General features: G+C 58.4%; 14 protein-coding genes. 7 read left to right on the top strand and 7 right to left on the bottom strand.

The genetic code is table 11. From position 1 onward, the window contains the following. Nucleotides 1-251 precede the first annotated feature (251 nt). Nucleotides 252-3,518: a PSD1 and planctomycete cytochrome C domain-containing protein gene (locus tag EC9_RS06910; RefSeq protein ID WP_145343517.1), complete on the bottom strand. Its 3,267-nt coding sequence runs from the start codon at nt 3,516-3,518 to the stop codon at nt 252-254. 118 nt (nt 3,519-3,636) lie between these two features. Here EC9_RS06910 and EC9_RS06905 point away from each other — a divergent pair, with 118 nt between their 5' ends. Continuing rightward, nucleotides 3,637-3,948 carry a SelT/SelW/SelH family protein gene (locus EC9_RS06905; RefSeq protein WP_145343515.1) on the top strand — a complete coding sequence of 104 codons (312 nt, stop codon included), beginning with the start codon at nt 3,637-3,639 and terminating at the stop codon, nt 3,946-3,948. Then, nucleotides 3,948-4,685 (top strand): alpha/beta hydrolase, encoded by a 738-nt coding sequence (locus EC9_RS06900; protein WP_145343513.1) that lies wholly within the window; start codon nt 3,948-3,950, stop codon nt 4,683-4,685. The genes EC9_RS06905 and EC9_RS06900 overlap by 1 nt, the downstream gene beginning before the upstream one ends. Nucleotides 4,686-4,697: 12 nt before the next feature. Here the strand turns inward: EC9_RS06900 and EC9_RS06895 are convergent, their stop codons facing one another. Continuing rightward, on the bottom strand, nt 4,698-5,774 hold the full coding sequence (locus tag EC9_RS06895; protein ID WP_218934644.1) for a Gfo/Idh/MocA family protein: 1,077 nt from the start codon (nt 5,772-5,774) through the stop codon (nt 4,698-4,700). A 299-nt stretch (nt 5,775-6,073) separates the two neighbouring features. On the opposite strand from EC9_RS06895, the gene EC9_RS06890 reads away from it, so the two are divergent. Next, entirely contained in the window at nt 6,074-6,508 is a 435-nt protein-coding gene (locus EC9_RS06890; protein WP_145343509.1) for a hypothetical protein, read from the top strand. Nucleotides 6,509-7,567: 1,059 nt separating this feature from the next. Further along, on the top strand, nt 7,568-7,996 hold the full coding sequence (locus EC9_RS06885; protein ID WP_246105997.1) for a hypothetical protein: 429 nt from the start codon (nt 7,568-7,570) through the stop codon (nt 7,994-7,996). Between the two features lie 611 nt (nt 7,997-8,607). Here EC9_RS06885 and EC9_RS06880 read toward each other — a convergent pair. Next, a complete protein-coding gene (locus tag EC9_RS06880; protein WP_145343507.1) occupies nt 8,608-12,102 on the bottom strand; it encodes a PVC-type heme-binding CxxCH protein in 3,495 nt (1,164 codons plus the stop codon). Between the two features lie 223 nt (nt 12,103-12,325). After that, nucleotides 12,326-13,717, bottom strand: coding sequence for a sulfatase family protein (locus EC9_RS06875; RefSeq protein WP_246105996.1), 1,392 nt, complete (start codon nt 13,715-13,717; stop codon nt 12,326-12,328). Nucleotides 13,718-13,964: 247 nt separating this feature from the next. Here EC9_RS06875 and EC9_RS06870 point away from each other — a divergent pair, with 247 nt between their 5' ends. After that, nucleotides 13,965-14,891: a hypothetical protein gene (locus EC9_RS06870; RefSeq protein WP_145343505.1), complete on the top strand. Its 927-nt coding sequence runs from the start codon at nt 13,965-13,967 to the stop codon at nt 14,889-14,891. A 43-nt stretch (nt 14,892-14,934) separates the two neighbouring features. Here the strand turns inward: EC9_RS06870 and EC9_RS06865 are convergent, their stop codons facing one another. Next, entirely contained in the window at nt 14,935-15,597 is a 663-nt protein-coding gene (locus EC9_RS06865) for a J domain-containing protein (protein WP_145343503.1), read from the bottom strand. A gap of 84 nt (nt 15,598-15,681) precedes the next feature. Continuing rightward, nucleotides 15,682-17,172, bottom strand: coding sequence for a pectate lyase (locus EC9_RS06860; protein WP_145343501.1), 1,491 nt, complete (start codon nt 17,170-17,172; stop codon nt 15,682-15,684). A gap of 58 nt (nt 17,173-17,230) precedes the next feature. On the opposite strand from EC9_RS06860, the gene EC9_RS06855 reads away from it, so the two are divergent. Both EC9_RS06855 and EC9_RS06850 read left to right on the top strand, forming a co-directional pair. Beyond that, nucleotides 17,231-18,496 (top strand): sialidase family protein, encoded by a 1,266-nt coding sequence (locus tag EC9_RS06855; RefSeq protein WP_145343499.1) that lies wholly within the window; start codon nt 17,231-17,233, stop codon nt 18,494-18,496. A gap of 195 nt (nt 18,497-18,691) precedes the next feature. Continuing rightward, complete coding sequence (locus tag EC9_RS06850) at nt 18,692-20,137, top strand: IS4 family transposase (protein ID WP_145343497.1); 1,446 nt, start codon at nt 18,692-18,694, stop codon at nt 20,135-20,137. Between the two features lie 98 nt (nt 20,138-20,235). Here EC9_RS06850 and EC9_RS06845 read toward each other — a convergent pair whose 3' ends face one another. Next, nucleotides 20,236-21,582, bottom strand: a complete 1,347-nt coding sequence (locus tag EC9_RS06845) for an acetylxylan esterase (protein WP_145343495.1) — start codon at nt 21,580-21,582, stop codon at nt 20,236-20,238. Nucleotides 21,583-21,634 lie beyond the last annotated feature (52 nt).

Below are 21,634 nucleotides of genomic sequence, written 5' to 3'. Positions count from 1 at the left end.
GATCGCATAAAGCCTGCGGTGCCAACCGCAGGAACGGATGCGGCGATCGCAATTTGCCCGCCGCGAATGCCGCAGGAACACTCCAAGCCGCGGATGCGGCGGTCGCATAAAGCCTGCGGCGCGAGCCGCAGGATCGCAATCCAAAACCAAAACAAAGCCCCGAAGTGGGCGGCAGATACGAGGCTACGCGGGAAACCACGGCTAACGCATCCTATCGCACCCAAGGTGCGACAGGCTTTCTCGCCGCAAACTCAGTGCAGATACAGGAACTCGTTCGACGTGAACAACGCGTGGCAGAAGTCACGCATCGCAGCGACGACCTTCGACGGCGGTTCCGACTTCTTCAAGGCCGCTTCGCTGGTCACCCAAGCGGTTCCCGGAGCTGGCATCTGGCCGTCTTCGCCACTGAAATCGAAGTCCAGTAGGTGTTCGACCGGGCCTCCTTCAGCGGCTGCGTTGACGATCAAACGGTTTTGAGGAACCTCGTTGTCCGCGATCGCCAGGCGTGCAACCTGACCGTCCCAGCGATGACCGTTCCCCTGGCGTCCGCCAACCAAAACCGGCAGCGACTTGTTGTTGATGCTCCCAACGATCGAATGCGGGATCGTTGCGGTTCGCATCTTCGCTTTGGGATCGGACAGGTCTTTCATGTAGAACGTAACCGTTCCAGCCGACTTGCCATCGCCGCTAGGCCGTGCGTTGACGGCCGCGGCAACATAGACCGGCTTGTTCAGCGGGAAGCGGAGGTTCGAAGCGACAACTTCGTACTTCACAGCTCCGGCAGCATCGTGACCGATCAATTGGACGATCAGGTTTCGCGGCTGATAACCCGACTTGGCACTGGTGACTCCCAGCGACCAGCCCGGCGTTTTGTTGTTGCTATTCCAAGCCGAAATCAACGTGCTGACGCTCGCATCGGGATAGATTCGGTCGAGAGTCGCAATCGCTTCGATCGTGAACCGGCTGCCCAGCGGAAGGTCCTTCAATTGCAGTCGCTCAAATCGGCTGCCCGGTTGGATCCACAACGCACCGCTTCCCAGCGAAACACCATTCACGCTGGCGAACGCATTTTGAATGCTTCGCAAACCCGTTTCCCCCGGATACGGATCGTTTTCGTTTTTGGTTGGCTCTGGCGTGGGCGATTCCTGCTCAACCAAACTCTGCGTGAATTCCAACGCCATGTTTAGTTCCGCGTCGGACGCGGGGCGGCCAAACACAGTCCAATACGCTTGGTCGATCTCCGTCGCGCTGATCGAATCCTTTCCGGCCAGCAAACGCTTGCCCATCGCTTCAGCTCGCTTCAACGTCCAATCGCCGTTCACCAAAGTCAACGCCTGAGTTGGCGTCGTCGTTTGCGGACGCGTCGGTGCCGATTCGAATCCCATCGGCGCATCCAACGCACCCAATTGAGGATCGGGCGTGTTGCGAATCTTCTTCACGTAGATGCTTCGCACGGGAGTGTTTCCGCTGACCGATCCGCCACCATCGCGGTGAGTCAGTTCGCCCGAAGCGGCCAGCATCGCGTCGCGGACCTGTTCGGCATCCAATCGCGTCGGCGGGAATCGCCACAGCAATCGGTTCTCGATGTCGACAGCTTCTTCATGCTCGGTCGCCTCGCGCCGCGCCGTCTGTTGATAGGCGGCGCTGGTCATGATCATTCGGTGCAGCGGTTTGAACTGCCAACCGTTTTCCAGGAACCGCTGGACCAACCAGTCCAACAACTCGGGGTGGCTCGGCGGTTCTCCCAACATCCCAACATCGTTGGGCGTGGAGACGATACCGCGACCAAAGTGATGCTGCCAGATTCGGTTGACGATCACACGCGTCGACAGCGGATTGTCGGGCTGCGCGATCCAATCAGCCAACGCACGGCGACGACCAGTCGTCGTTTCGGTCGGTTTGATCACCGGTGCCGGTTGCCCCAGCAAAGTCAAAAAGGCGGGATCGACATTCGTTTTGCCAGTCCGCGAAACCAAGATCGTCTCCGCAGGCTCAGGACCGACGTCGGTCGCAACAAACCCCGTGGGCAACGGCTCGGGCTTCAGATGGTCGAAGGCTTTCAGTTGAGCTTGCAAATCGTTGAATTTCGCTAGCTCTTCCGGCTTTTTGGCGAAAACCTTTTTCCCATCGGCGGCGGCGTTTTTCCGCGTCACCTGACGTTCGACCAGCATCACCATCTGCTGCTCGTACGTGGTTCGCTCCTCGCGTGGCTTGGCGAACATCTGCTGAATGTCCTCGGGGAACATTTTCACCGCGGCATTGGTGCGGCTCTTGTAGGTTGGCTCCAACATCGCATCGATCTGCTCGCGAATCGACGCCGTCGCCTGCTCCCACTCCGCCTGCATCCGATCGTGTTTTTCTTTCGTCTGGCCATCGACCAACGGCATATCGGTTGGCCAACAGGTCGACGCGAGGAACGCTTGCAAAGCGAAGTAGTCTTTCTGCAGGATCGGATCAAACTTGTGATCGTGGCACTGGGCACAACCGATTCCCAAGCCCAGGAAGACTTCTCCCGTGACGTTGGTCATCTCGTTGACGATCAATTCCCAATGCATCCGCGCGTTGCGTTGGTTGTATTCGTAGATCCCGTGCCGCAGGAATGCGGTCCCGATCAGGACATCGGGATTGTCCGGATCGATCTCATCGCCGGCCAATTGTTCACGAACGAATTGGTCGTACGGTTTGTTGTCGTTGAATGAATGGATGACGTAGTCGCGATAGCGGCTCGCTTTGGGCCGAAATGCGTCCTGACGATAGCCATCGCTTTCGGCATACCGGACGACGTCCAGCCAATGTTGGGCCCAGCGTTCGCCGTACCGCGGACTCTCCAACAAACGATCGATCAACCGCTCCCAAGCCTGGGGAGAATCGTCGTTGACAAAATCGTCGATCTGTTGGCGGGTCGGCGGCAAACCGTGCAGATCAAATGTCGCCCGGCGAATCAATTCATAGCGATCCGCTTTGGCGGCGGGTGTCAAATCGGCTTGCTTCAATTTCGCCGCGATAAATTGATCGATCGGCGTGGTCGCCCAAGCGTCGCCAGTCTTCGGAACCGCGGGATCGGCGACCGGTTGAACCGCCCACCACTTGTGATCCTCTTCGGTGAATCCGAACTCGTCGCGAGAACTCGCCGCAGCCGCCTCTTCGGGCCATGGAGCCCCCATCGCGACCCAGCGTTCCAGCAGCTCGATCTCCTCGTCAGCCAGCTTCTCATCCGGCGGCATTTCCAGGCCCGAATCGTAGCGGATCGCTTCGATCAGCAGCGATTCGTCCGGCTCGCTAGCAACCAATGCGGGTCCCGAATCGCCACCGGATTCGATAAACGAGATGTGATCTAATCGCAGACCGCCCTCTTGCTCGGCATCGCCGTGGCAATCGTAGCAGTGTTTCGCCAATAATGGGCGGATCGAAGTCTCAAAGAACTTGATCGCCTGGCGATCTTTTTCGGTCCCATTGGCAGGGCCCGCTAGCACGCATAACAGCAAAAATAAAAGAGGAATGCTGGGCAGGTGTTTCATCGGTGGGCTCGCGTTGACGCGTCGGAATCGATCATAAAACAGGGGCTTACACTATAACATAATCCCTTCGGATCATAGCTCTTTCGGATAAAGAGTTTTTCAAAGGACCGGACCTATCATGAATAATCGTATCGTAATTCGCTACTGCACCGGCTGTCGGTGGCTGTTGAGAGCCGCCTGGATGGCCCAGGAACTACTGACAACCTTCGAAGCTGAATTGGACGAAGTCGCCCTGGCGCCGACCGATGGAGGCCGCTTCGTGATCGAGCTCAATGGCGATATGATCTGGGATCGCCACCGAGATCACGGTTTTCCCGAGATTAAAGTGCTAAAACAGTTGGTCCGCGACCGCGTTGCCCAAGGGCGTGACCTGGGCCATCTGGACCGCGCCAAACCCGATCCCTTGCCCAAATCCCCAGATAATCATTGATGTCAGCTCTTGAACAAAAAATCGGTCCGCTGCAGTGCGTCGTGATCGATGGTGGCGAAGCCCCAACCATTCCCGTCGTCTTGTGCCATGGTTTTGGAGCCCCCGGCGACGACCTGGTCCCGCTGGGACAATACCTCCTGGAAATGCTGGGCGATGACGCCGAAAAGTTCCGCTTTGTCTTCCCGACCGCTCCGATCTCGCTCGCCGATCAAGGAATGCCCGGCGGCCGAGCCTGGTGGCCGCTGAACATGCAGCGATTGATGGAGTTGTTCCAAACGAACGACTTCAGCGAACTGCGACGCCAAGAACCGCCGGGGATCGAAGAAGCTCGCCAGATGCTGACCGAAACGATCGAAGCTGTCGCCGGCGACTTCGACAAGGACGCTCCCTTGGTGATCGGCGGCTTTTCGCAAGGCGCGATGGTATCCCTGGACGTCGCGCTTCGCGGCCTAAAAAATCCGCCAGCCGGCCTGATCCAGTGGTCGGGGACTCTGATCTGCGAAGCCCAGTGGAAAGCCGTCGCGGCCGATCGACTGAAATCTGTCGACGCGCTGCAGAGCCACGGGCACAGCGATTTTGTGCTGCCGATGATCGGAGCTCAGTGGCTCAGCGAATTGCTCGACGAATCGTCGGCAAATTTTGAGTTCATTCAATTCGACGGACCGCACACGATCCCGATGGAATCGCTGCAAGCGACCGCCGAACTGCTGCGACGTGTCGCCGCCAACGCGAGCTAGCCACACCAGGCGTCAATTCAACGGCAGGCCGCTGGCCAAAAGCACCGCTTCATGAACCGCCAGGTCGTGCGATGAATCCCATCGCAGGGCCTTTTCGCCGCGGATCACCTTGGCCAAGTCGCGGAACTCGTCGTCGTAGCGGCCGCTGCTCCGTTCCAGCTTCACGTCTTGGAAGCCCTGGGTAAACGAACCTCTCGCACGGTCCAGTCCCAAGCGGACCGCGGGCGGTTCCAACGGATTGATCTGAAACGCTCCCTGCTGCCCCGCGACCTCGAATCCGCGCCGCGGACCGCCCAGTGGATCCAGGTGGTTGCAGCGGATTGTGGCGATCGCCGCCGGGTAATCGAAGACGGCTAACTGGTTGTCGACGAAGCTATCTTTCTCGGGAAAGGTCTGGCGATTGTGAGCCGTCACGCGGTCGGGCTTGCCAAGAACCGTGACCACCGCATCGATCAGATGGCAAGCCAGTTCAAACATCCCGCCGCCGGGATAGGCCGCCAAGCTCTTCCGCAGCGGATCGCTCGCCATCTTGCCCATCATTCCGCTGATCTCGGTGATCGGTCCCAGCCAACCGTCTTGGACGACTTGGAATAGCAGCTCGAAGGCGGGGTTGTATCGCAGCATGTAGCCCATCTGAATCGTCAGCCCGCGACGATCGGCTTCGGCATGCATCGCGCGGCAAGCCGACATCGACGAACCGGCGGGCTTGTCGAGATGGATGTGTTTTCCAGCCTGCAGACATTGAATCGCCGTCGGCACCAAAGTGTCGACCGACGTCTCGACCGCCACCGCGGCAACGCCTTGATCGTTCAACAACTCTTCCGCGGTCAGGAACCGGAGCCCGCGATAGGCTTCGGTATTTGCGATCGCTTCCCGACGTTTTGCATCGGGTTCGACAACGCCCACAACATCGTACAGGTCGCTCAATTTCCGCATCGCAGCCAGCTTGCCCGATGCGTGAGCGTGCTTCGTGCCGATCTGGCCGACTCGAATTTTTGCGGGCTCCGCGGCACCAGCGACATGCGGAAACGCAAGGGCACCCGCTGCGGCAGCGGTCGTCGTGAGCAAACTTCGTCGAGTCGTATTCATGGCGTGGGATGTCTTGGGATCGGGAGCGTGGTAGGAAAAACGAAGCGTTGATGTTCGGGGAACCCGAGAATCAAATGGCGACTGGCCAGTCGAACTTGCAAGAATTTGCAGTATACCTGCCCGCGCGGCGCGATGCATTTGGCACAATCGCTACAACCCCAACGGTCGATCGAGGCAAAGGAGAGCAGAATCGTCGGTGGAAGCTTCAATTGCGGCCCCACCGTAACTAACGTGAAGGAAAGCAAGGGCTGTGCGTCCTTGGACCTCTCCATTGGTATCGCAACAGGAAACTCTCCACCATGACTCGACAATCCACCTTCACCGCCGCGTTGTTCCTCTTGTTGGGGTCGATCGCGATCCCAGCATCCGCCGTCGGCTATCCCAACCTGGGCTACTTCGGCAGCTACCAACCCTACGGCATCCAGAGCCGATCCAGCGTGGCGACCCCACCCTACTTCGCTCTCCACCCACCGGTCTATTATGGCAACCGCCACACCCGGCCCTATGGAATTAGCCCCTTCGCATCGCTGCCACAGGTCGCCGCGCCGAGCACCTACCAAGGGCGACTCGCGCCGGACTTTGTAAACCCACCGCAGCAAAACCCTTACTGCAACAGCTGCACCGCAGGTTCTTCCACCGTCCCCGCGAGCAAGATGACGCGCAAGAACGGCTTGGTTCGCACCAACCCCTACGCAGAAAAGAGCGACGTCTCGTTGGCCGGCACCGACATCTAAGACGTCCCCGATCGCAATCGTTTAACCGCGTGGGCAACGCCCCGCGCGTCCAAACACAACGCGCCATCAACAACTCGGGCCACACATAACACGCCACACAAACGCGCGGCCCGATGGGCACGCGGTTAAACGAAGCGTCCCATCGCAATCGTTTAACCGCGAGGGCAACGCCCCGCGCGTCCAAGCTCAACGCGCCATCAACAGCTCGGGCCACACATAACACGCCGCACAAACGCGCGGCCCGATGGGCACGCGGTTAAACGAAGCGGCCCCATCACAATCGTTTAACCGCGAGGGCAACGCCCCGCGCGTCCAAGCACAACGCACCATCAACAACTCGGGCCACACATAACACGCCACACAAACGCGCGGCCCGATGGGCACGCGGTTAACCGAAGCGGCCTCATCCCAATCGTTTAACCGCGCGGGCAACGCCCCGCGCGTCCAAACGCAACGCGCCATCAACAACGCGGGTCACACGCGACGCCACACACTAACGCGCGGCCCGATGGGCACGCGGTTAAACGAAGCGAGCCCCATCGCAATCGTTTAACCGCGAGGGCAACGCCCCGCGCGTCCATGCACAACGCACCATCAACAGCTCGGGCTCCACGCGACGCCACACACTAACGCGCGGCCCGATGGGCACGCGGTTAAACGAAGCAAGGCCTCATCCCAATCGTTTAACCGCGAGGGCAACGCCCCGCGCGTCCCACCTAGCGACTGCATGTTCACACAAACAGCACTCCTTGTCGTAGCTACCCATTGCTAGGCGCGCTACAATTACAAGCATCGAGACACGTGAAACAACCTTTTGTTCTGCCGTCGTCGGACGCGAAGTGTGTCTCAACGCGAATGCAGGGGACGTTTCGCATGGTACACGGATATCATGTTGTTTTCGGCACGTATGTTTTTTGGCTCCCGAATGACCAACGCGGGTCTTGGTCGGAATTTGTTGCGGCCTGGGAACTGTATCGCATGGGGTCTTTGACGAATAAGATCGAGCGTACGGAACTAACCCAGCCACAACGTCGGTGGCAGCACCAAACGAAGGCAAAATTGAAATACCCCGAGGTCATCTTGTCGGGACAACAAGCGATGGCTGTCGCAGAAGGTTTTGGGGTTGCGATTGATAAGAGTCGCTTCACGATTTGGGCCTGCTCAATTCTGCCTCAGCACGTCCATCTCGTCATCGCCCGCCACCGTTTCAAGGTGGAATACATTGCCGGGCTTCTCAAAGGTGAAGCGACGAAATCGCTCAATCAGTCCTCACTTCATCCGCTGGCAGACTACAAACGCCACGACGGTAACACTCCTACTCCATGGAATACGAAATCGTATCGCGGTTTCCTAGAGTCCGAGCAGGAGATCGAAGATGCGATTGCATACGTGCTGGAGAACCCGATCAAGGAGGGAAAGAAAAAGCAAACCTGGAAGTTTGTAACACCATTTGCAGGTTTGGAGGCCGGATGGACTACGTATCACTAACGCAGGCAATCGTTTAACCGCAGGGGCAACAAACGCGCGGCCCGATGGGCACGCGGTTAAACGAAGCGGCCTCATCCCAATCGTTTAACCGCGTGGGCAACGCCCCGCGCGTCCAAGCGCAACGCACCATCAACAACTCGGGCAACACATAACACGCCGCACAAACGCGCGGCCCGATGGGCACGCGGTTAAACGAAGCGGCCTCATCCCAATCGTTTAACCGCGTGGGCAACGCCCCGCGCGTCCAAGCGCAACGCACCATCAACAACTCGGGCAACACATAACACGCCACACAAACGCGCGGCCCGATGGGCACGCGGTTAAACGAAGCGGCCTCATCCCAATCGTTTAACCGCGTGGGCAACGCCCCGCGCGTCCAAGCGCAACGCACCATCAACAACTCGGGCAACACATAACACGCCGCACAAACGCGCGGCCCGATGGGCACGCGGTTAAACGAAGCGGCCTCATCCCAATCGTTTAACCGCGTGGGCAACGCCCCGCGCGTCCAAGCGCAACGCACCATCAACAACTCGGGCAACACATAACACGCCACACACAAACGCGCGGCCCGATGGGCCGCGGTTAAACGAAGTCGGCTTTCTGCCGGGCTAGGGGAGCGGCTGAGTCGAGCGGAGGTAGGCGAAGAGATCGCGCAGCTGTTGATCGCTCATCTTGGCCAGCAGATCCTCGGGCATCAGCGAATTTTTACTCGCCTGCATCAGATCGATGTTCTCTTTCTCGATCACCGTTCGCTGGCCATCCGCACCTTTGATCACGACAACTTGATTGTCTTGATCCTCGACAAATCCGTTGAGCGCCCGGCCGTCGAAGGTCAGCACCATCATGTTCTCAAAGCCTTCGCGGATCTCCAAGTTCGGATTCGCCACGTTGACCAACAACTGACGGACATCGTCGCGTTTGTAGGCGGTCAGATCGGGACCGATCTCCCCTCCCTGCTCGAACAATTGATGGCACTTCCCACAGCTCTCTTTGTACAGCAGCTTGCCGTCATAAGGATTGCCCGTCCCATGCGACAAGACTTCGCTGATCCGGGTGATTTCGGCCAACATGTTCGCCGTCGACGCGCCCGAGATCTCGCCCCAGGTGTCGCCGATCGCTTCGGAAATCTCCGCGTTTTGATGCAGCAACATCTTCCGCAAGATCGCCGTCGGGATCTGATCCTTTTCGATCTGTTTCGACGCGACCGCCGACAACAGCTGTTGCGACCAGATCGCTCGCGATGCCAAGGTCGACAACGCCACTTCGGTCGCGGCGTCGGAGTACTTATTCAAGCCGGCGACGATCGTTTCGCCGATCTCGGCGGCATCGTACGACTGCAACGTCGCCAAGACCGCACCGACCAACGCTTCGTCGCTCTCCTGGTTCGCCATTTTCAACAGTACCGGCAGCGCCGCGGGGTTGCGAATATCGCCGAAGATGCGAATCAATTCGATCCGTTTCGCAGCGGGAACCTTTTTGTTGGCGATGTCAGCCAACGCCTCTTCGATCGCTTCGGCATTCCCTTGACGCAGTCGCAGCGCCAGCGAACCACCTCCCGATTTTGCCAACGCATCCAACAATTCGCTTGGCAAGCCGGAGAGCGAACGGCCTTCGAAGGCACTCTCGAATCCAACCAACAGCGTCGCTCGCTGGTCGGCGGTGGGAGCTTGATTCAATAGCGTGGCGCACTTCAGCAGATCGCCTCGCGTTCCCGTCGATGCATACCGTCGCATCAATCGCTCCAACACATGCTGTTGAACGATCGGGCGCGTCCAGATCTTGGAATCGTTGAACATCGCCAACACCTGCTGGCCGTCAGCTTCACAATGTGCCTCCAGCGCCCACCAAATCAACAGCGGCACGTGGATGTCGTCTACATCTTCATCGTGAGTCAGCAACCCTGCGATCACCGGCAGCGATTGGGCGGCGGGCATTCGACGCGCCGACGCAGCCAATTGGCTGCGAACGCGGACGTCCGATTCGCTTGCCGCCAACGAAGCGAGTTGCTTCGCCAACGCGTCGCTCAGCACCAACCGGTCGCCCAACAAACGAACCGTCCACTCGCGAACCAGCGGTTCGGAATGTCCCAACAACTGCGACGCGGTCGCATCGTCAAATCCGCCCGACAGATTCAGGCCCCAGAGAGCATTCAGCGCATCCACACCTTCGGACTGCTTCAACACCTGGTTCAGCAGCGGCAGGGCGGCAGCATCGCGACGATCGCCTAACAGGCGCAAAGCGGTCTGCCGATGCCACTTGTTAGGATGTTTCAGCAGGTCGACCAATTCAGCCGTCGACAACTTGCTGAGGTCTCCCATCTTGAACGGCTTCGCAGCGGGAGCCTGCAGCCGATACACACGGCCACTCTCGCGATCGATCCGGCCTTGATAATGGCTAGCGTGATCGATCCGTTGCTCGTACATGTCGACTACGTAAAGCCCGCCGTCAGGGCCGGCTTGAATGTCGACAGGGCGGACCCATTTATCTTCGCTTTCCAAGGCAAAACCAAGGTCGACCGTCTGTACGCTCGATCGATCGGGCTGGACTTCGCTGCGGACGATATGACTCTGCAACGGACCACATCCAAACAGATTGCCTTGATATTTCGCGGGCAATCCGTCTCCTTCGTAGATCACGAAGGTGTGGGTGAAGCGGGCGACTTTTGCGTGCCCCATCGCTTCAAAATAGCCGTAGGTGTAGGGGTTGGAGAGCGATCCGTGCTTGCCAAAACCCTTGCGATAATAACCGCCTTGGACGTAGTGGAAGCCGCGAGTATCGCCGCCGTTGTGGCCGGAGTAGAGCCGTCCTTGCGAGTCAAATTCGACGCCAAACGAGTTTCCGCCTCCCTCGGCAAAGATCTCGTAGCGAGCCGATTCGGGATGATAACGCCAGACAACTTGGCCCATCGAGTGGATCGGTTCTTCCGCCGATCCCGGCTTGCGAACATGCCCGGTGACGGTGCTTCCCTGAGTCGAATAGAGCCAGCCATCGGGGCCCCATCGCAAGCTGTTGGCGACCGAGTGCGAATCCTCTAAACCGAAACCTTCCAACAGCACCTCGGGATCGCCATCGGGAAGATCGTCGCCGTCGGCATCCGGATAAAAGAGCAGGTAAGGCGGGTTGAGCACATAGACGCCGCCGCGGCCGATCGCGACCGACGAGGCGAGATTGAGCCCTTCGATAAATGGTTTGTGTTTGTCGTAGACGCCGTCGCCGTCGGTATCTTCATGGATCGTGATCTTGTCGGCACCGATGAAGTGATGCGGTGGCGGCGGCGGAACTTTGTCGTAAACGCTTCGCAAAAACTTGTCGCGGCTGATCATCTTCAGCCCCGCGATCGTCGGATACTGCAGGTACTGAATCACCCACATCCGCCCACGGGCGTCCCATTTGATCGAAAGCGGTTGGCCGATATTCGGTTCACCCACAGCGACATTTAAGGCGAGGTCGTCGGGATGGGTCAGTTGCTTGAGCGTGTCGGCGATCGATTGACGCCCCGCGTCGTCATCCAGCTTCTTCAGCGAAGCTTCGACGTCGGCGGCCGATTCCAGTTTTGCGAACCGCGCGGTTTTGGCGATCTCATCTCGCGTCGACAGCTTGCCCCAGCTGAGGTCATCGCCTTCGCGTGTCTCCCAGTCGCCCGCCATCCGAATCGCCTTGTCGTTGCCGAACAGTACCGGTGCGGCGACGTTGAACCCGCCGCGTCCCTGGTTCTGGTAGACGCGAACGGCCACAACATTTGCGGCTCCCGGCGAAACCAGATTGGCTTGGATCGGGAATCGCATCGTCGCTCCCAATCCGCTGCGATATTCCGGCGGCAGCGTACCGACCAGACCGATCGAAGTTCCATTGAAGAAGACCTCACGGGCGTCGTCGACACCTTCGATAAAGAGCGTCAATTCTTGGTCGGCCCACGATTCGGGGACTTCGACGGCACAGCGATACCAAGAATAGGCATCGCGACCGCCGGCCGCCTTCTTCCAAATCGCTGGCACCTGCTGGACCTTCCAGGCCGAGGATTCAGCAGCCGATTGAGCGAGGGCAGGCGGGGTGAGAAACAGAAGAGCCAGCAACGGCACGACAAGATGCGGGACAAAACGCATGGCAGTGGCATCACAAAGGGAGAGGTGGGACGGAGAACAGGGGGGAGTGCTGCCATTCTAATGCAAGCTTGCGGCCGATGCCTCAACGACGCGAAAAAAAGCCGGTTCGCAGCGTGAAACCATGTCGTCGAATCTCACACAGCGGTTGTCGAGCAGACAGTGCGCGGCAAAGAGCCACTCATAACTAGGGCCCCATTTCACGAAATCGATCTCATGACAAACGTTATCGGGCCGCGGTGTCGTCGACCGGCCCCAGATGCCAATCCGCTCCGTCAGCCATCACGCTGCGATTGATCTGCAGCAATTGCCGGCGCATCGATTCAAACACTTCCGGGTGTTCGGCGGCGACGTCGGTCGTTTGCCCCGGATCGCGCCGCAGGTGGTACAGCCGATAATTGGTATACCCACCGCTGCGGATTTGCGGAATCCAGCTCTCCTGGAACATGTTCGTCGTCGGCAGGTCGTAGGCCGGGTCGGCGACGAGGCTGAAATCTCCCGAGCGGATCGCGACGATCGGACGCGATTTCTGCAGATGCCAGAACAGCGGCTGCTGCCGCGCGATCGCGTCGGTCTTGCCGGTCAACAGTGGCGAAAGATCGGTGCCATCCAGATGCACGCCGGCCGGTGGGTGCAGGCCCAACAATCCGCAAACGCTCGGCAACACGTCGACCAAACCAGCGGGTTCACTCGTCACACCTGAGCTTATCTTTCCGGGCCAAGAAAAGATTCCCGGCACGCGAATCCCGCCTTCCCAGTTCATTCCCTTGCGACCGCGGAGCCCGCCGGTGCGATCGTCGCGATAGCTGCCGTTGTCCGACGCATAGATGATCAACGTGTTTTCGACCGCGTCGACCTCGGCAAGTTTCTTCAGCAACCGATCGATCGCACGATCGGTGTTGTCGATCGTGCCAGAGTAGACGGCCGCTCGGTCTTTCGGTTCGCCATACGTCGCGACACGCTCTGGCGGTGCAGCGATCGGTGCGTGAGGCTCGTGAAACCAGACGTTCAGAAAGAATGGACGCTTCGCATCGGGGCGTTCGTCGAGCCAGCGAATCGCTTCGTCAGCGACCAATTGGCACGAATACCCCTCCAATTTCCCAACCGGTTTACCGTTGCGGATGAAGTTGTCGGGATCGCGATGGCTAGGGCTAGCATTGTTCCAAGTCGCGAACCAATGATCAAAACCGTGCTCGTCTGGCGTCGGTTTCTTCCGTTGGTCGGTCGGCAGCCCCAAGTGCCATTTGCCCACATGGGCTGTCGCGTAGCCGGCTTCGCGAAGCACTTCGGCCAGGGTGACCTCACGGGTTCGCAGATGCGAGTTCTGACTCTCATCGTGGATCCAGCTGTAAACCCCGGCGCGGATGTGATGGCGTCCGGTCAACAGCGTCGCTCGCGACGGGGAACAGACAGCACAGCCGGAATAGAAATCGGTGAACCGCACTCCGCCAGCGGCCAAGCAATCGATCGTCGGCGTTTGCACTGGCCCCTGGTAACAACCGACGTCGCGAAACCCAAGATCGTCGGCCAACAGGATCACGACGTTTGGCTGGGCCGCGTTGACAACAGAGGCGAGCAGCCAGGTAAGAAAAACCACATTGCAAGTGCGAGATAGCATTGGGAGAGTGCTCCGCTGTGTCGGAAGGGGAAACGTGAAGGGGGCCGGCGGCCAGTATAACCACTCCCGCCGGGACGCATGGTTGCCCGATCGTTCATCGTTGCGTGATGCGATCGTCGGATGGTCGCCGACCTGCGACGCGGCGTTCCACAGATCTGGGTTGCCCAAAATCGGCCATTTTCATTATGCTTCCCAACTGAAAACATTGGATGTTTCCCGCCTCAATTGCTTTGCAAGGAATGCACTCATGACTCGAACCGCCTTTTCCGCCAGCCTCCCAATGACTTTGTTGTTGGCCGTGCTCGTTGGATCTGCTGGTGCTCAACAGACCAACAACGCGAGCCCCGCGGTGCAAGCCGAACCAGCCTATCTGTTGCACTACCAATTAAAAGCAGGCGAGACGCTGCAGTACCAAGTCACCCACGTCGCCAAGACGAAGACGCGGATTCGTGGCAAAGACGAATTGACCAATGTCCGCAGTCTGAGCACCAAGGTCTGGAACGTCGAATCGGTCGATCCGGCAACCGGCCAAATGACCTTTGTCCACATGGTTCAAGACACCGAACTGAGCCAGAAGATCGGCGAGGCCGACGAGGTCCGTTGGGACAGCAAGTCGGGCGAGGATCCACCCTACCAATTCGAAGCTGTCAAAGCGACGTTGGGCAAACCGTTGACCACCGTTAGCATCAACGGGCAGGGACAGGAAAAAGAACGCGAGAGTCACGCTGGCACCAAAGCCAATTTGGGCATGGGAGGTTTGACCATGCCGCTGCCACCTAAGGCGATCAAAGTTGGCGATACCTGGGCTGTGCCACGCCAAACGCACGCGCGTCTCGCCGGCGGCCAGGTCAAACGGATCGACGTCCGCGAACTCTATACACTTAAAAAAGTGCAAACCGGCGTCGCAACGATCACCGTCCAATCGCAACCGATCACGCCGATCAGCGATCCCAAAGTCAAATCGCAAGTCGTTCAACAGTTGAGCAACGGCACGATCAAGTTCGACATCGATGCCGGCCGCGTACTCAGCAAGCAGTTGGACTGGGACGAGACCGTCGTCGGCTTCGAAGGTGCTGAGAGCATGATGGAATATCGCGCTCGGCTGAACGAGACGCTGGTCGAAACGAAGACCTCCGTCGCCGCCCGTTCGATCGATCAACTGAAGCTCAAATAGACCAAGCGACACTTAACGACGCGGCGAGAAGTCTGTCGCCGCGTTAATCGATAAATTTGTCGTCGAAGTTTTGGATCTTGGGTTGTTCAAAGCTTCCCTCGGGAACAAACCGCTTGTTCGATCCAGGGCCCCAGAACAGCAGATAGACGACGAAGATCGCGACGGAAATGGCGGAGATCCCCAGATGGATCCGCCAATCATTCTTCTGCCACCACGCTTTGGGGGCTCTTCCGCCTCGCGGACGTGGCGACCCCGAATCGCCAATGCTGGCCGCTGGTTCTTCGCTCGATTGGTCGGTGACGACCGCAAATGAATCCGTATCGATAGGCTTTCGCGTCTTCTTCTCGCCGAAGTCGATCGCGGGGAAGGTGCCAAAGTCGATCTTGTTTTCTGGCTTTGGTGACGCAGGATTCTCCGCCGGGCGATCGCGCAGCTGCGCATCGTAATTCTCCCGCGACTCATCATCCATCAGCACGCGACGCGCCTGAGCGATCTCGTTCATCAACTTCTGAGTCAAGCGGCGATGGGGCCCCGAAGTCAGCTGATGCAGATAGGCGACCTGGCGACTGGCCGCCGCGTCGATCACGTCGGGGTTATCCTCAAACGGTTCGATCCCCAGCAAGCGGTAATGCGTCGGCGGCTGTTGCGACTTGGGAATCCCCAACCACTTGTGATACGGATCGATCGGTTCGGAAGCGTCGGGCATTGTTTTCATCAAGTTTAGTCGGAGATCAAACGCACGCATCCGTGCGATGGACGTTATAGCAAACCATCGCTGCAGCGTGGGAACCTAGCGATTGGCCGCGGCGACATATTCCGCCAACACATTCAGATTCTTGATAAACGTTGCGCTCGAAATAATCCGCCCCCCAGGCGTCTGGGCGTGCGTCTTTAGTTTCCCCTTCTCCACCCAGGCTCCACGTTGGTCAAGCGAATCGATCCGTTGTGATGCCGCCTTCGCCAAGGCGTCGCTCATCTTAGGCGACTTCCTTTTGCCGGGGGGCCATAGCTGGTCCGGCGGCAACGATTCCAGCCTGTTAAGTTCCTTTTCGATCGAATCGAGCCTCGCCTTCACAACAAAACTGTAGTGCGTTGGCAGATCGTTGTCGTTGTAGGTTACCGCGTAATCGCGGGTCAGATACAACGGACGATTGGTCTGCAATTCCAAGAATCGCGGCAACCGCCCGTCTTCGCGCAGCGAGCGATTGAAGTAGGGCAGGGCGGTCCGCACCGCTTGCAGATAACGCTTGTCGCCAGTCCGACGAAACAGGTGCAACAACATTTGCATCGCTCGTTGCGACTCGCCCCCGGAGATCGATGGCGGTTCAAATTTCCGAGCCCAAACCGGATGCATCTGATAGTCGTATTGTTGCGCCCAACCGGGCTGTGGTTCCGGCATCTGAGCAAGCAGTAGGAAGTCGCCGCCGCGCACCGCTGCCTCTTTGTAACGCGGATCTTGGTAGGTATCCCAAGCCTCCCACATCGTGGCGATCACGTCGCAATGCGTGTTGTCATTGAGCGTGTAGAACGAATCGTATTTCTGTTTGGGATATGTCTTGGGCGATTGAGATGGATAGCTCGCCTGGACGATAGGAACTTCGGCCTGATTGTTTGGTCCATCGAATCGCTGGGGCCACGCTCCGTTGCGATACTGAGCGTCCAGGACGCGGTCCAAGCCGAACCGAGCTGCTTCGTGCAACTTGGCATCGCGGAATTCCAGCGCGCTGTCCAACTGCATCAAGAATCGCAACGAGGACTGCGTTTTATTATCGTCCAGCGTGCTGGTGTTGCGTCGCTTGCCAACATCCTTCGAATCGACACGGTACGCATATCGAGCCCGATCGCGCGGTGCGAACTCGATCTTTTCGCCCCATCCGCCCGAAACCATTTGTCCCTGGATCAAAGCCGCAACGGTTTGCCGCGCCGCATCCAACAGGATCGGATCGTCGGTCAAACGGTACGCGTTCAGATAGGCCAGCCCAACCGCAGGCGTTGCCGGCGGTTCGATCCAGGCTGTCGAATCGCCAACCTTGCCTTCGCCTTCTCGCAGCGAAAGATCCTCGCTCCAACGAAACACATACCCGCCCCCTGCCGATGCTTGATCGCGAAAGAAGGCAACGGCGCGATGCATGGCTTCCACCGCCTCTTCGCGCGTTGGCGGTTCGTCGCCGTAGCCCCGAGGAATCGGCGCGGCAACGATCGCGATTGCCGCCGCGAGACTCCAAACCATCGATCCACGAAACGACCTACTAACCAAAATCATTCGATACAATGTTGCCATAATTTAAAACGTCCAACGTTGGATTGCCGATGACCAAAACAACTATGAGGAACACAAGATGTCTACCGAAAGTTTATCCGTTCTCCCCAAGCACTATCTGCGGATTGCCATCATAATCGCAATTTGCATGGGAGCGAACTTGGCGACGCTTGCCCGCGCCGACGAACCGCTGATCGCTTCGATCTCCAAGCAAACCCTGTGGGAGAATCGCGATGGCAAGGGAGCAACTTGGTTTCATCCTCGAGTCTGCATGATGCCGGGCCCCGATGGCAAACCGATCGCGCTGATGACGATTCAAGAGATCGGCGGGTCGGACTATTTCGGCCCTGTCTGTTGGTCGACGTCGACCGATCTGGGGAAGACGTGGAGCGATCCCGAACCGATTCCAGCGTTGGGACGCGATCCAATTCCCGGCCGTAGCGACGACTTGAAAGCTGCGGTCTGCGACGTCGTTCCGCAGTACCACCCACAATCGAATTCGGTCCTCGCCCTTGGGCACGTCGTCTTTTACAAAGGCAAATATTTTGCTCGGAAGGAGCAGCTGTCGCGCTATCCCGTTTATGCCACCCGCGCCGCCGATGGCACTTGGTCGCAACGCAAGATCCTCGAATGGGAGGATCCACGCAACACCTCCATCTACTCCAATGGATGTGGTCAACGCGTCGTGTTGCCCAACGGCGACGTCCAGATGTCGTTCACCTTTGGGCCCGGAGAGATGAACCGGATGGTCGCTGGTGTCCACGCGGCTTACGACGGCGACCAACTGACGATGCGTGAAATCGGCCCGCCGCTAGAGAACCGCCACGGCCGCGGACTGCTGGAACCAAGCGTGACCGAGTTTGATGGCAAGTTCTGGATGACGATCCGCGCCGAAGACGATCACGGATATGTCAGCAGCAGCGAAGACGGGCTGAACTGGTCGCCTAAAAAGGCGTGGGCATGGGAAGACGGCACGCCGATCGGAATGTCGACGACGCAACAACACTGGCTGACACACAGCGACGGACTGTTTCTTGTCTACACTCGCCAGGACGATTCCAACGCTAACGTCATGCGTTGGCGTGCACCGCTGTGGGTCGCTCAGGTCGATGTCGAGCGACAATGTCTGATCCGAGAGACCGAACAAGTTGCGTTGCCGCTGGTCGGCGATGGAGTGAACGATCCCAAAAAAGTTGCTTTGATGGGCAACTTCCACGTAACCCACGCCAGCCCCGACGAATCGTGGATCACTGTCGGCGAATGGATGCCGTGGAACGGCTACCGCGGCGATGTGCTGCTGGCTCGCATCCGTTGGTCCCGCCCGAACCGTCTGCCGCTGTGGTAAACGCAATACCGTTCAACGAAGGAGCCTCGGACCGTCGAAAGAATTAGCGGCGGGATGTAGTGGACGAGGTTACGAGTCCCAGCGATTTGGCCTGATGCAAAAGGACTCGTAACCTCCTGTTGATTACCCACAAGTCGCCGCAAAAATAGCTCGTTTTGGCACGGTATTTGCGCTTGTAGTATTTCATTTTGCACAATGAAATCTCAAGGTGAAAGCATGCAACCGACCAGTATCGCATACGAATTTCAAGATATTCAACTTGGAGACAAACGTCTCAACGATCGAGCCGAAGCGTTGCTCGCCTCGCTGGCGGCCAACCCTTCGGCCAGTATCAACGAAGCTTGCAGTGGCTGGGACGAAACCAAAGCCGCCTACCGTCTATTGGATAACCCCAACGTCGATCCCGAAGCCATTCTCGGGGCTCACGCTGAAAAGACACTCCAACGAATCAAAGCCCAAGACACCGTTTGCATCGCACAAGATACCACCGAACTGGACTACACCGCGCATCCGCCCGAAGGCGTCCGCAATCTCGATCGCTTAGGCCGCCGTGGACTTTACGATCATTCCCACATCGCCTTCACGCCGGAGAAACTTTGTCTCGGGGTGGTCGGTGTTAAGTTCTACGATCGCGACAAAGAAGCGCTCGGCACCAGCAAGAAGCGAGAAGGCCAACCCCTACACACCGGCGAAGGGCAACGATGGCTCGATGGTTACCGCAAGGCCTGCGAGATCGCCGGAAAATGTCCTGAAACTCAGATCGTTTCGCTGGCCGATCGCGAAGGAGACATCTACGACATTTTCGTCGAAGCCGATCAGCATGAAACACCGGCTCAGTTCGTCATTCGCTCGCAGCGAAAACGCTCGTTGCCGGAGAAAGACCCCGATGGCGGGCCTGCGGCTTATAAGAAAATGCGTGCCGAAATCGCATCCGCCCAGCCGGTCGCTTACCGCGAAGTCCAGCTTCCCCAAACGCCCGAGCGAACCAAAGGATCAGGAAACAAACAACACCCCGGCCGTGAAGCACGCACTGCGAAGTTAGAAATTCGAGCGAAGCGGATGACTCTTCGTGCGCCACACAACAAGCAGTCTTCGATGCCGCCGGTCGAGATCAGTGTCGTTTGGGTGAGCGAGATCGATGGCCCAGGCGACGGAACCGAAGTCGACTGGCTGTTACTGAGTTCTCTGCCGGTCGACACGATTTCCCAGACGCTGCGGATTGTGGATTTGTATGTGGCTCGTTGGCCAATCGAAGTATTCTTTCGAGTTTTCAAAACTGGCTGCCGGGTCGAAGAGATTCAACTCGAAGCGAGAGACCGACTGATCCGCGCGTTGATGTTTTACAAAGTGATCGCATGGCGGATCATGTTTGTGACCTTCTTAGGCCGCGAGTGTCCAGAGCTTCCCTGTGATGTCGTCTTCAGCGAAGCGGAATGGAAGTCGGTCTGGAAAGTGGTGGAAAAGACGGCTCCCCCAAAGCAAGCTCCTGAGCTGTCACAATTCATCCCGGTCCTTGCGACCCTTGGCGGCTACAATCACCGCGAAGGCGACGGTCCGCCGGGAGCCGAAGTGATCTGGCGAGGCACGCGGCGAATGCTCGACTTCGCCCTCTGCTGGCAAGCCTTCGGACCAGACCAATGACTTGTGGGTAATCGACAGCTCGTAACCTCGTCCACTACGCTTCGTTGAACGGCATTGGTGGTAAACGCCAGACGATCGATCCGATTGCCCGCGGCGGTCTACTTGGCCGCTGCGGGTTGGCTTTGTTCGACGTGCTGGAGCACGCGATCGAAGAACGCTTTGTGGATATGTTTCGGAGCGTTGTGCCCCATCAAAGGTTCACTGATCATCGTCTTCTCGCCCAACAAGGCGTTGTACGCCGCGTAACAGCTAGTCGGCGGACAGGTGACATCGACAAAACCGACGCTCATGATCGCGTCGGCTTTGCAGCGCGAGGCGAAGTTGACGGAGTCGACGTAGCGAGAAGCTTCCAGTGCCGCCGGTTCAGGCTTTCCATCGGGCCCGTTGGGAACCAGTTTCGGCCAGCCGTTGACGCGGTCGGCGACGTTTCCGGTGTGATCGCAGATCGCCGGCACGCCCGACGCGATCAAGGTCACGCGTGGATCCAATCCGCCAGCGACCAACGCTTGGCCGCCCCCTTGGCTGTGACCGATCACGATCACTTCGCGGCCGTTCCATTCCGGTTGCATCGTCAGAAAGTCGATCGCGCGAACCAGTCGCAAGAACATCCCGCGAAAGTAGATGGTGTCACGGCTGTCGCGGCCAGCAAAACGATAGTTCTTCAGCGGACCGCCGCTCTGTTGAGCGTAGAATTCAGCGGGCTTGCCGTTGGGAATTCCGTGAGCATTGATGTCCATCGACAGCATCCCCGCGTTGGCCCCTTTGGTTGCGGCGTACAGCGACGAACTTCGCACGCCCGCTCCATGAACCCACAGAATCGCCGGCAAACTCTTCTCTTCCGCCGCTACCGGTTTGGCAAAATATCCCGAGACCGGAGCGCCGCCCAAGCAGGGAACTTGAACGTCAAAGCAGGCGATTTTGTTGTTCTTCTGTTCGACTGGCGTCAGCGTCGGCGTGATCTCAACTTCGGCTAGCTGACGTTTCTGGTCGGCCCAGAAGGCGTCGAAGTCATCCGGGACCGGCATGCTCGGCTCGATCTCAGTCGGCGAAAACGCGAGCCCCGCCAATCTGCGAATCGGCTTGCCCTCGGCTGGCGTGTAGGTGACTTGGCAACGCAAGACATTCGGTTTGTCCGACTTCACCGCCACGCGAACTGGCTTTCCATCGAGCGAAGCCTCGCCTTCGGGATAACCTCCGCTTTTGCCGCTCCGCAAAAAATCGTCGACAACATAGGTCAGCTTGCCGTCGGTGACAGGCTGGTCGCCGCGTGTGACGGAGATCACAAACGCAGCCGCCTCTCCCGAATCGTAGATCGCATCGTCGCGATCGGCGGCGACACTTACGGCGTAACCTTCGGCGGCAGCAAGCGAAGCGGTGGAGAGAAAAATGGGTAGAGCGAACGCGAGCAGCATGGCATGGCTGCGGAGAGCAGAAAATCGACGCATGGCGTAGTTCCAGGTGGGTTGAGTGATGGTGGTGGGAAGATTTTTCTTGCGG

Source organism: Rosistilla ulvae (assembly GCF_007741475.1).
Taxonomy (GTDB): Bacteria; Planctomycetota; Planctomycetia; order Pirellulales; family Pirellulaceae; genus Rosistilla; species Rosistilla ulvae.
The sequence above is the reverse complement of the archived record's forward strand: the minus strand, read 5'-3'. Positions and strand labels throughout refer to the sequence as shown.

What these genes read in the sequence shown, in the direction of transcription:
- EC9_RS06860 (WP_145343501.1), bottom strand. Translation starts at nt 17,172, where the DNA reads ATGGCAACATTGTATCGAATGATTTTGGTTAGTAGGTCGTTTCGTGGA.
- EC9_RS06855 (WP_145343499.1), top strand. Translation starts at nt 17,231, where the DNA reads ATGTCTACCGAAAGTTTATCCGTTCTCCCCAAGCACTATCTGCGGATT.
- EC9_RS06900 (WP_145343513.1), top strand. Translation starts at nt 3,948, where the DNA reads ATGTCAGCTCTTGAACAAAAAATCGGTCCGCTGCAGTGCGTCGTGATC.
- EC9_RS06850 (WP_145343497.1), top strand. Translation starts at nt 18,692, where the DNA reads ATGAAATCTCAAGGTGAAAGCATGCAACCGACCAGTATCGCATACGAA.
- EC9_RS06910 (WP_145343517.1), bottom strand. Translation starts at nt 3,518, where the DNA reads ATGAAACACCTGCCCAGCATTCCTCTTTTATTTTTGCTGTTATGCGTG.
- EC9_RS06895 (WP_218934644.1), bottom strand. Translation starts at nt 5,774, where the DNA reads ATGAATACGACTCGACGAAGTTTGCTCACGACGACCGCTGCCGCAGCG.
- EC9_RS06890 (WP_145343509.1), top strand. Translation starts at nt 6,074, where the DNA reads ATGACTCGACAATCCACCTTCACCGCCGCGTTGTTCCTCTTGTTGGGG.
- EC9_RS06880 (WP_145343507.1), bottom strand. Translation starts at nt 12,102, where the DNA reads ATGCGTTTTGTCCCGCATCTTGTCGTGCCGTTGCTGGCTCTTCTGTTT.
- EC9_RS06870 (WP_145343505.1), top strand. Translation starts at nt 13,965, where the DNA reads ATGACTCGAACCGCCTTTTCCGCCAGCCTCCCAATGACTTTGTTGTTG.
- EC9_RS06865 (WP_145343503.1), bottom strand. Translation starts at nt 15,597, where the DNA reads ATGCCCGACGCTTCCGAACCGATCGATCCGTATCACAAGTGGTTGGGG.
- EC9_RS06875 (WP_246105996.1), bottom strand. Translation starts at nt 13,717, where the DNA reads ATGCTATCTCGCACTTGCAATGTGGTTTTTCTTACCTGGCTGCTCGCC.
- EC9_RS06905 (WP_145343515.1), top strand. Translation starts at nt 3,637, where the DNA reads ATGAATAATCGTATCGTAATTCGCTACTGCACCGGCTGTCGGTGGCTG.
- EC9_RS06845 (WP_145343495.1), bottom strand. Translation starts at nt 21,582, where the DNA reads ATGCGTCGATTTTCTGCTCTCCGCAGCCATGCCATGCTGCTCGCGTTC.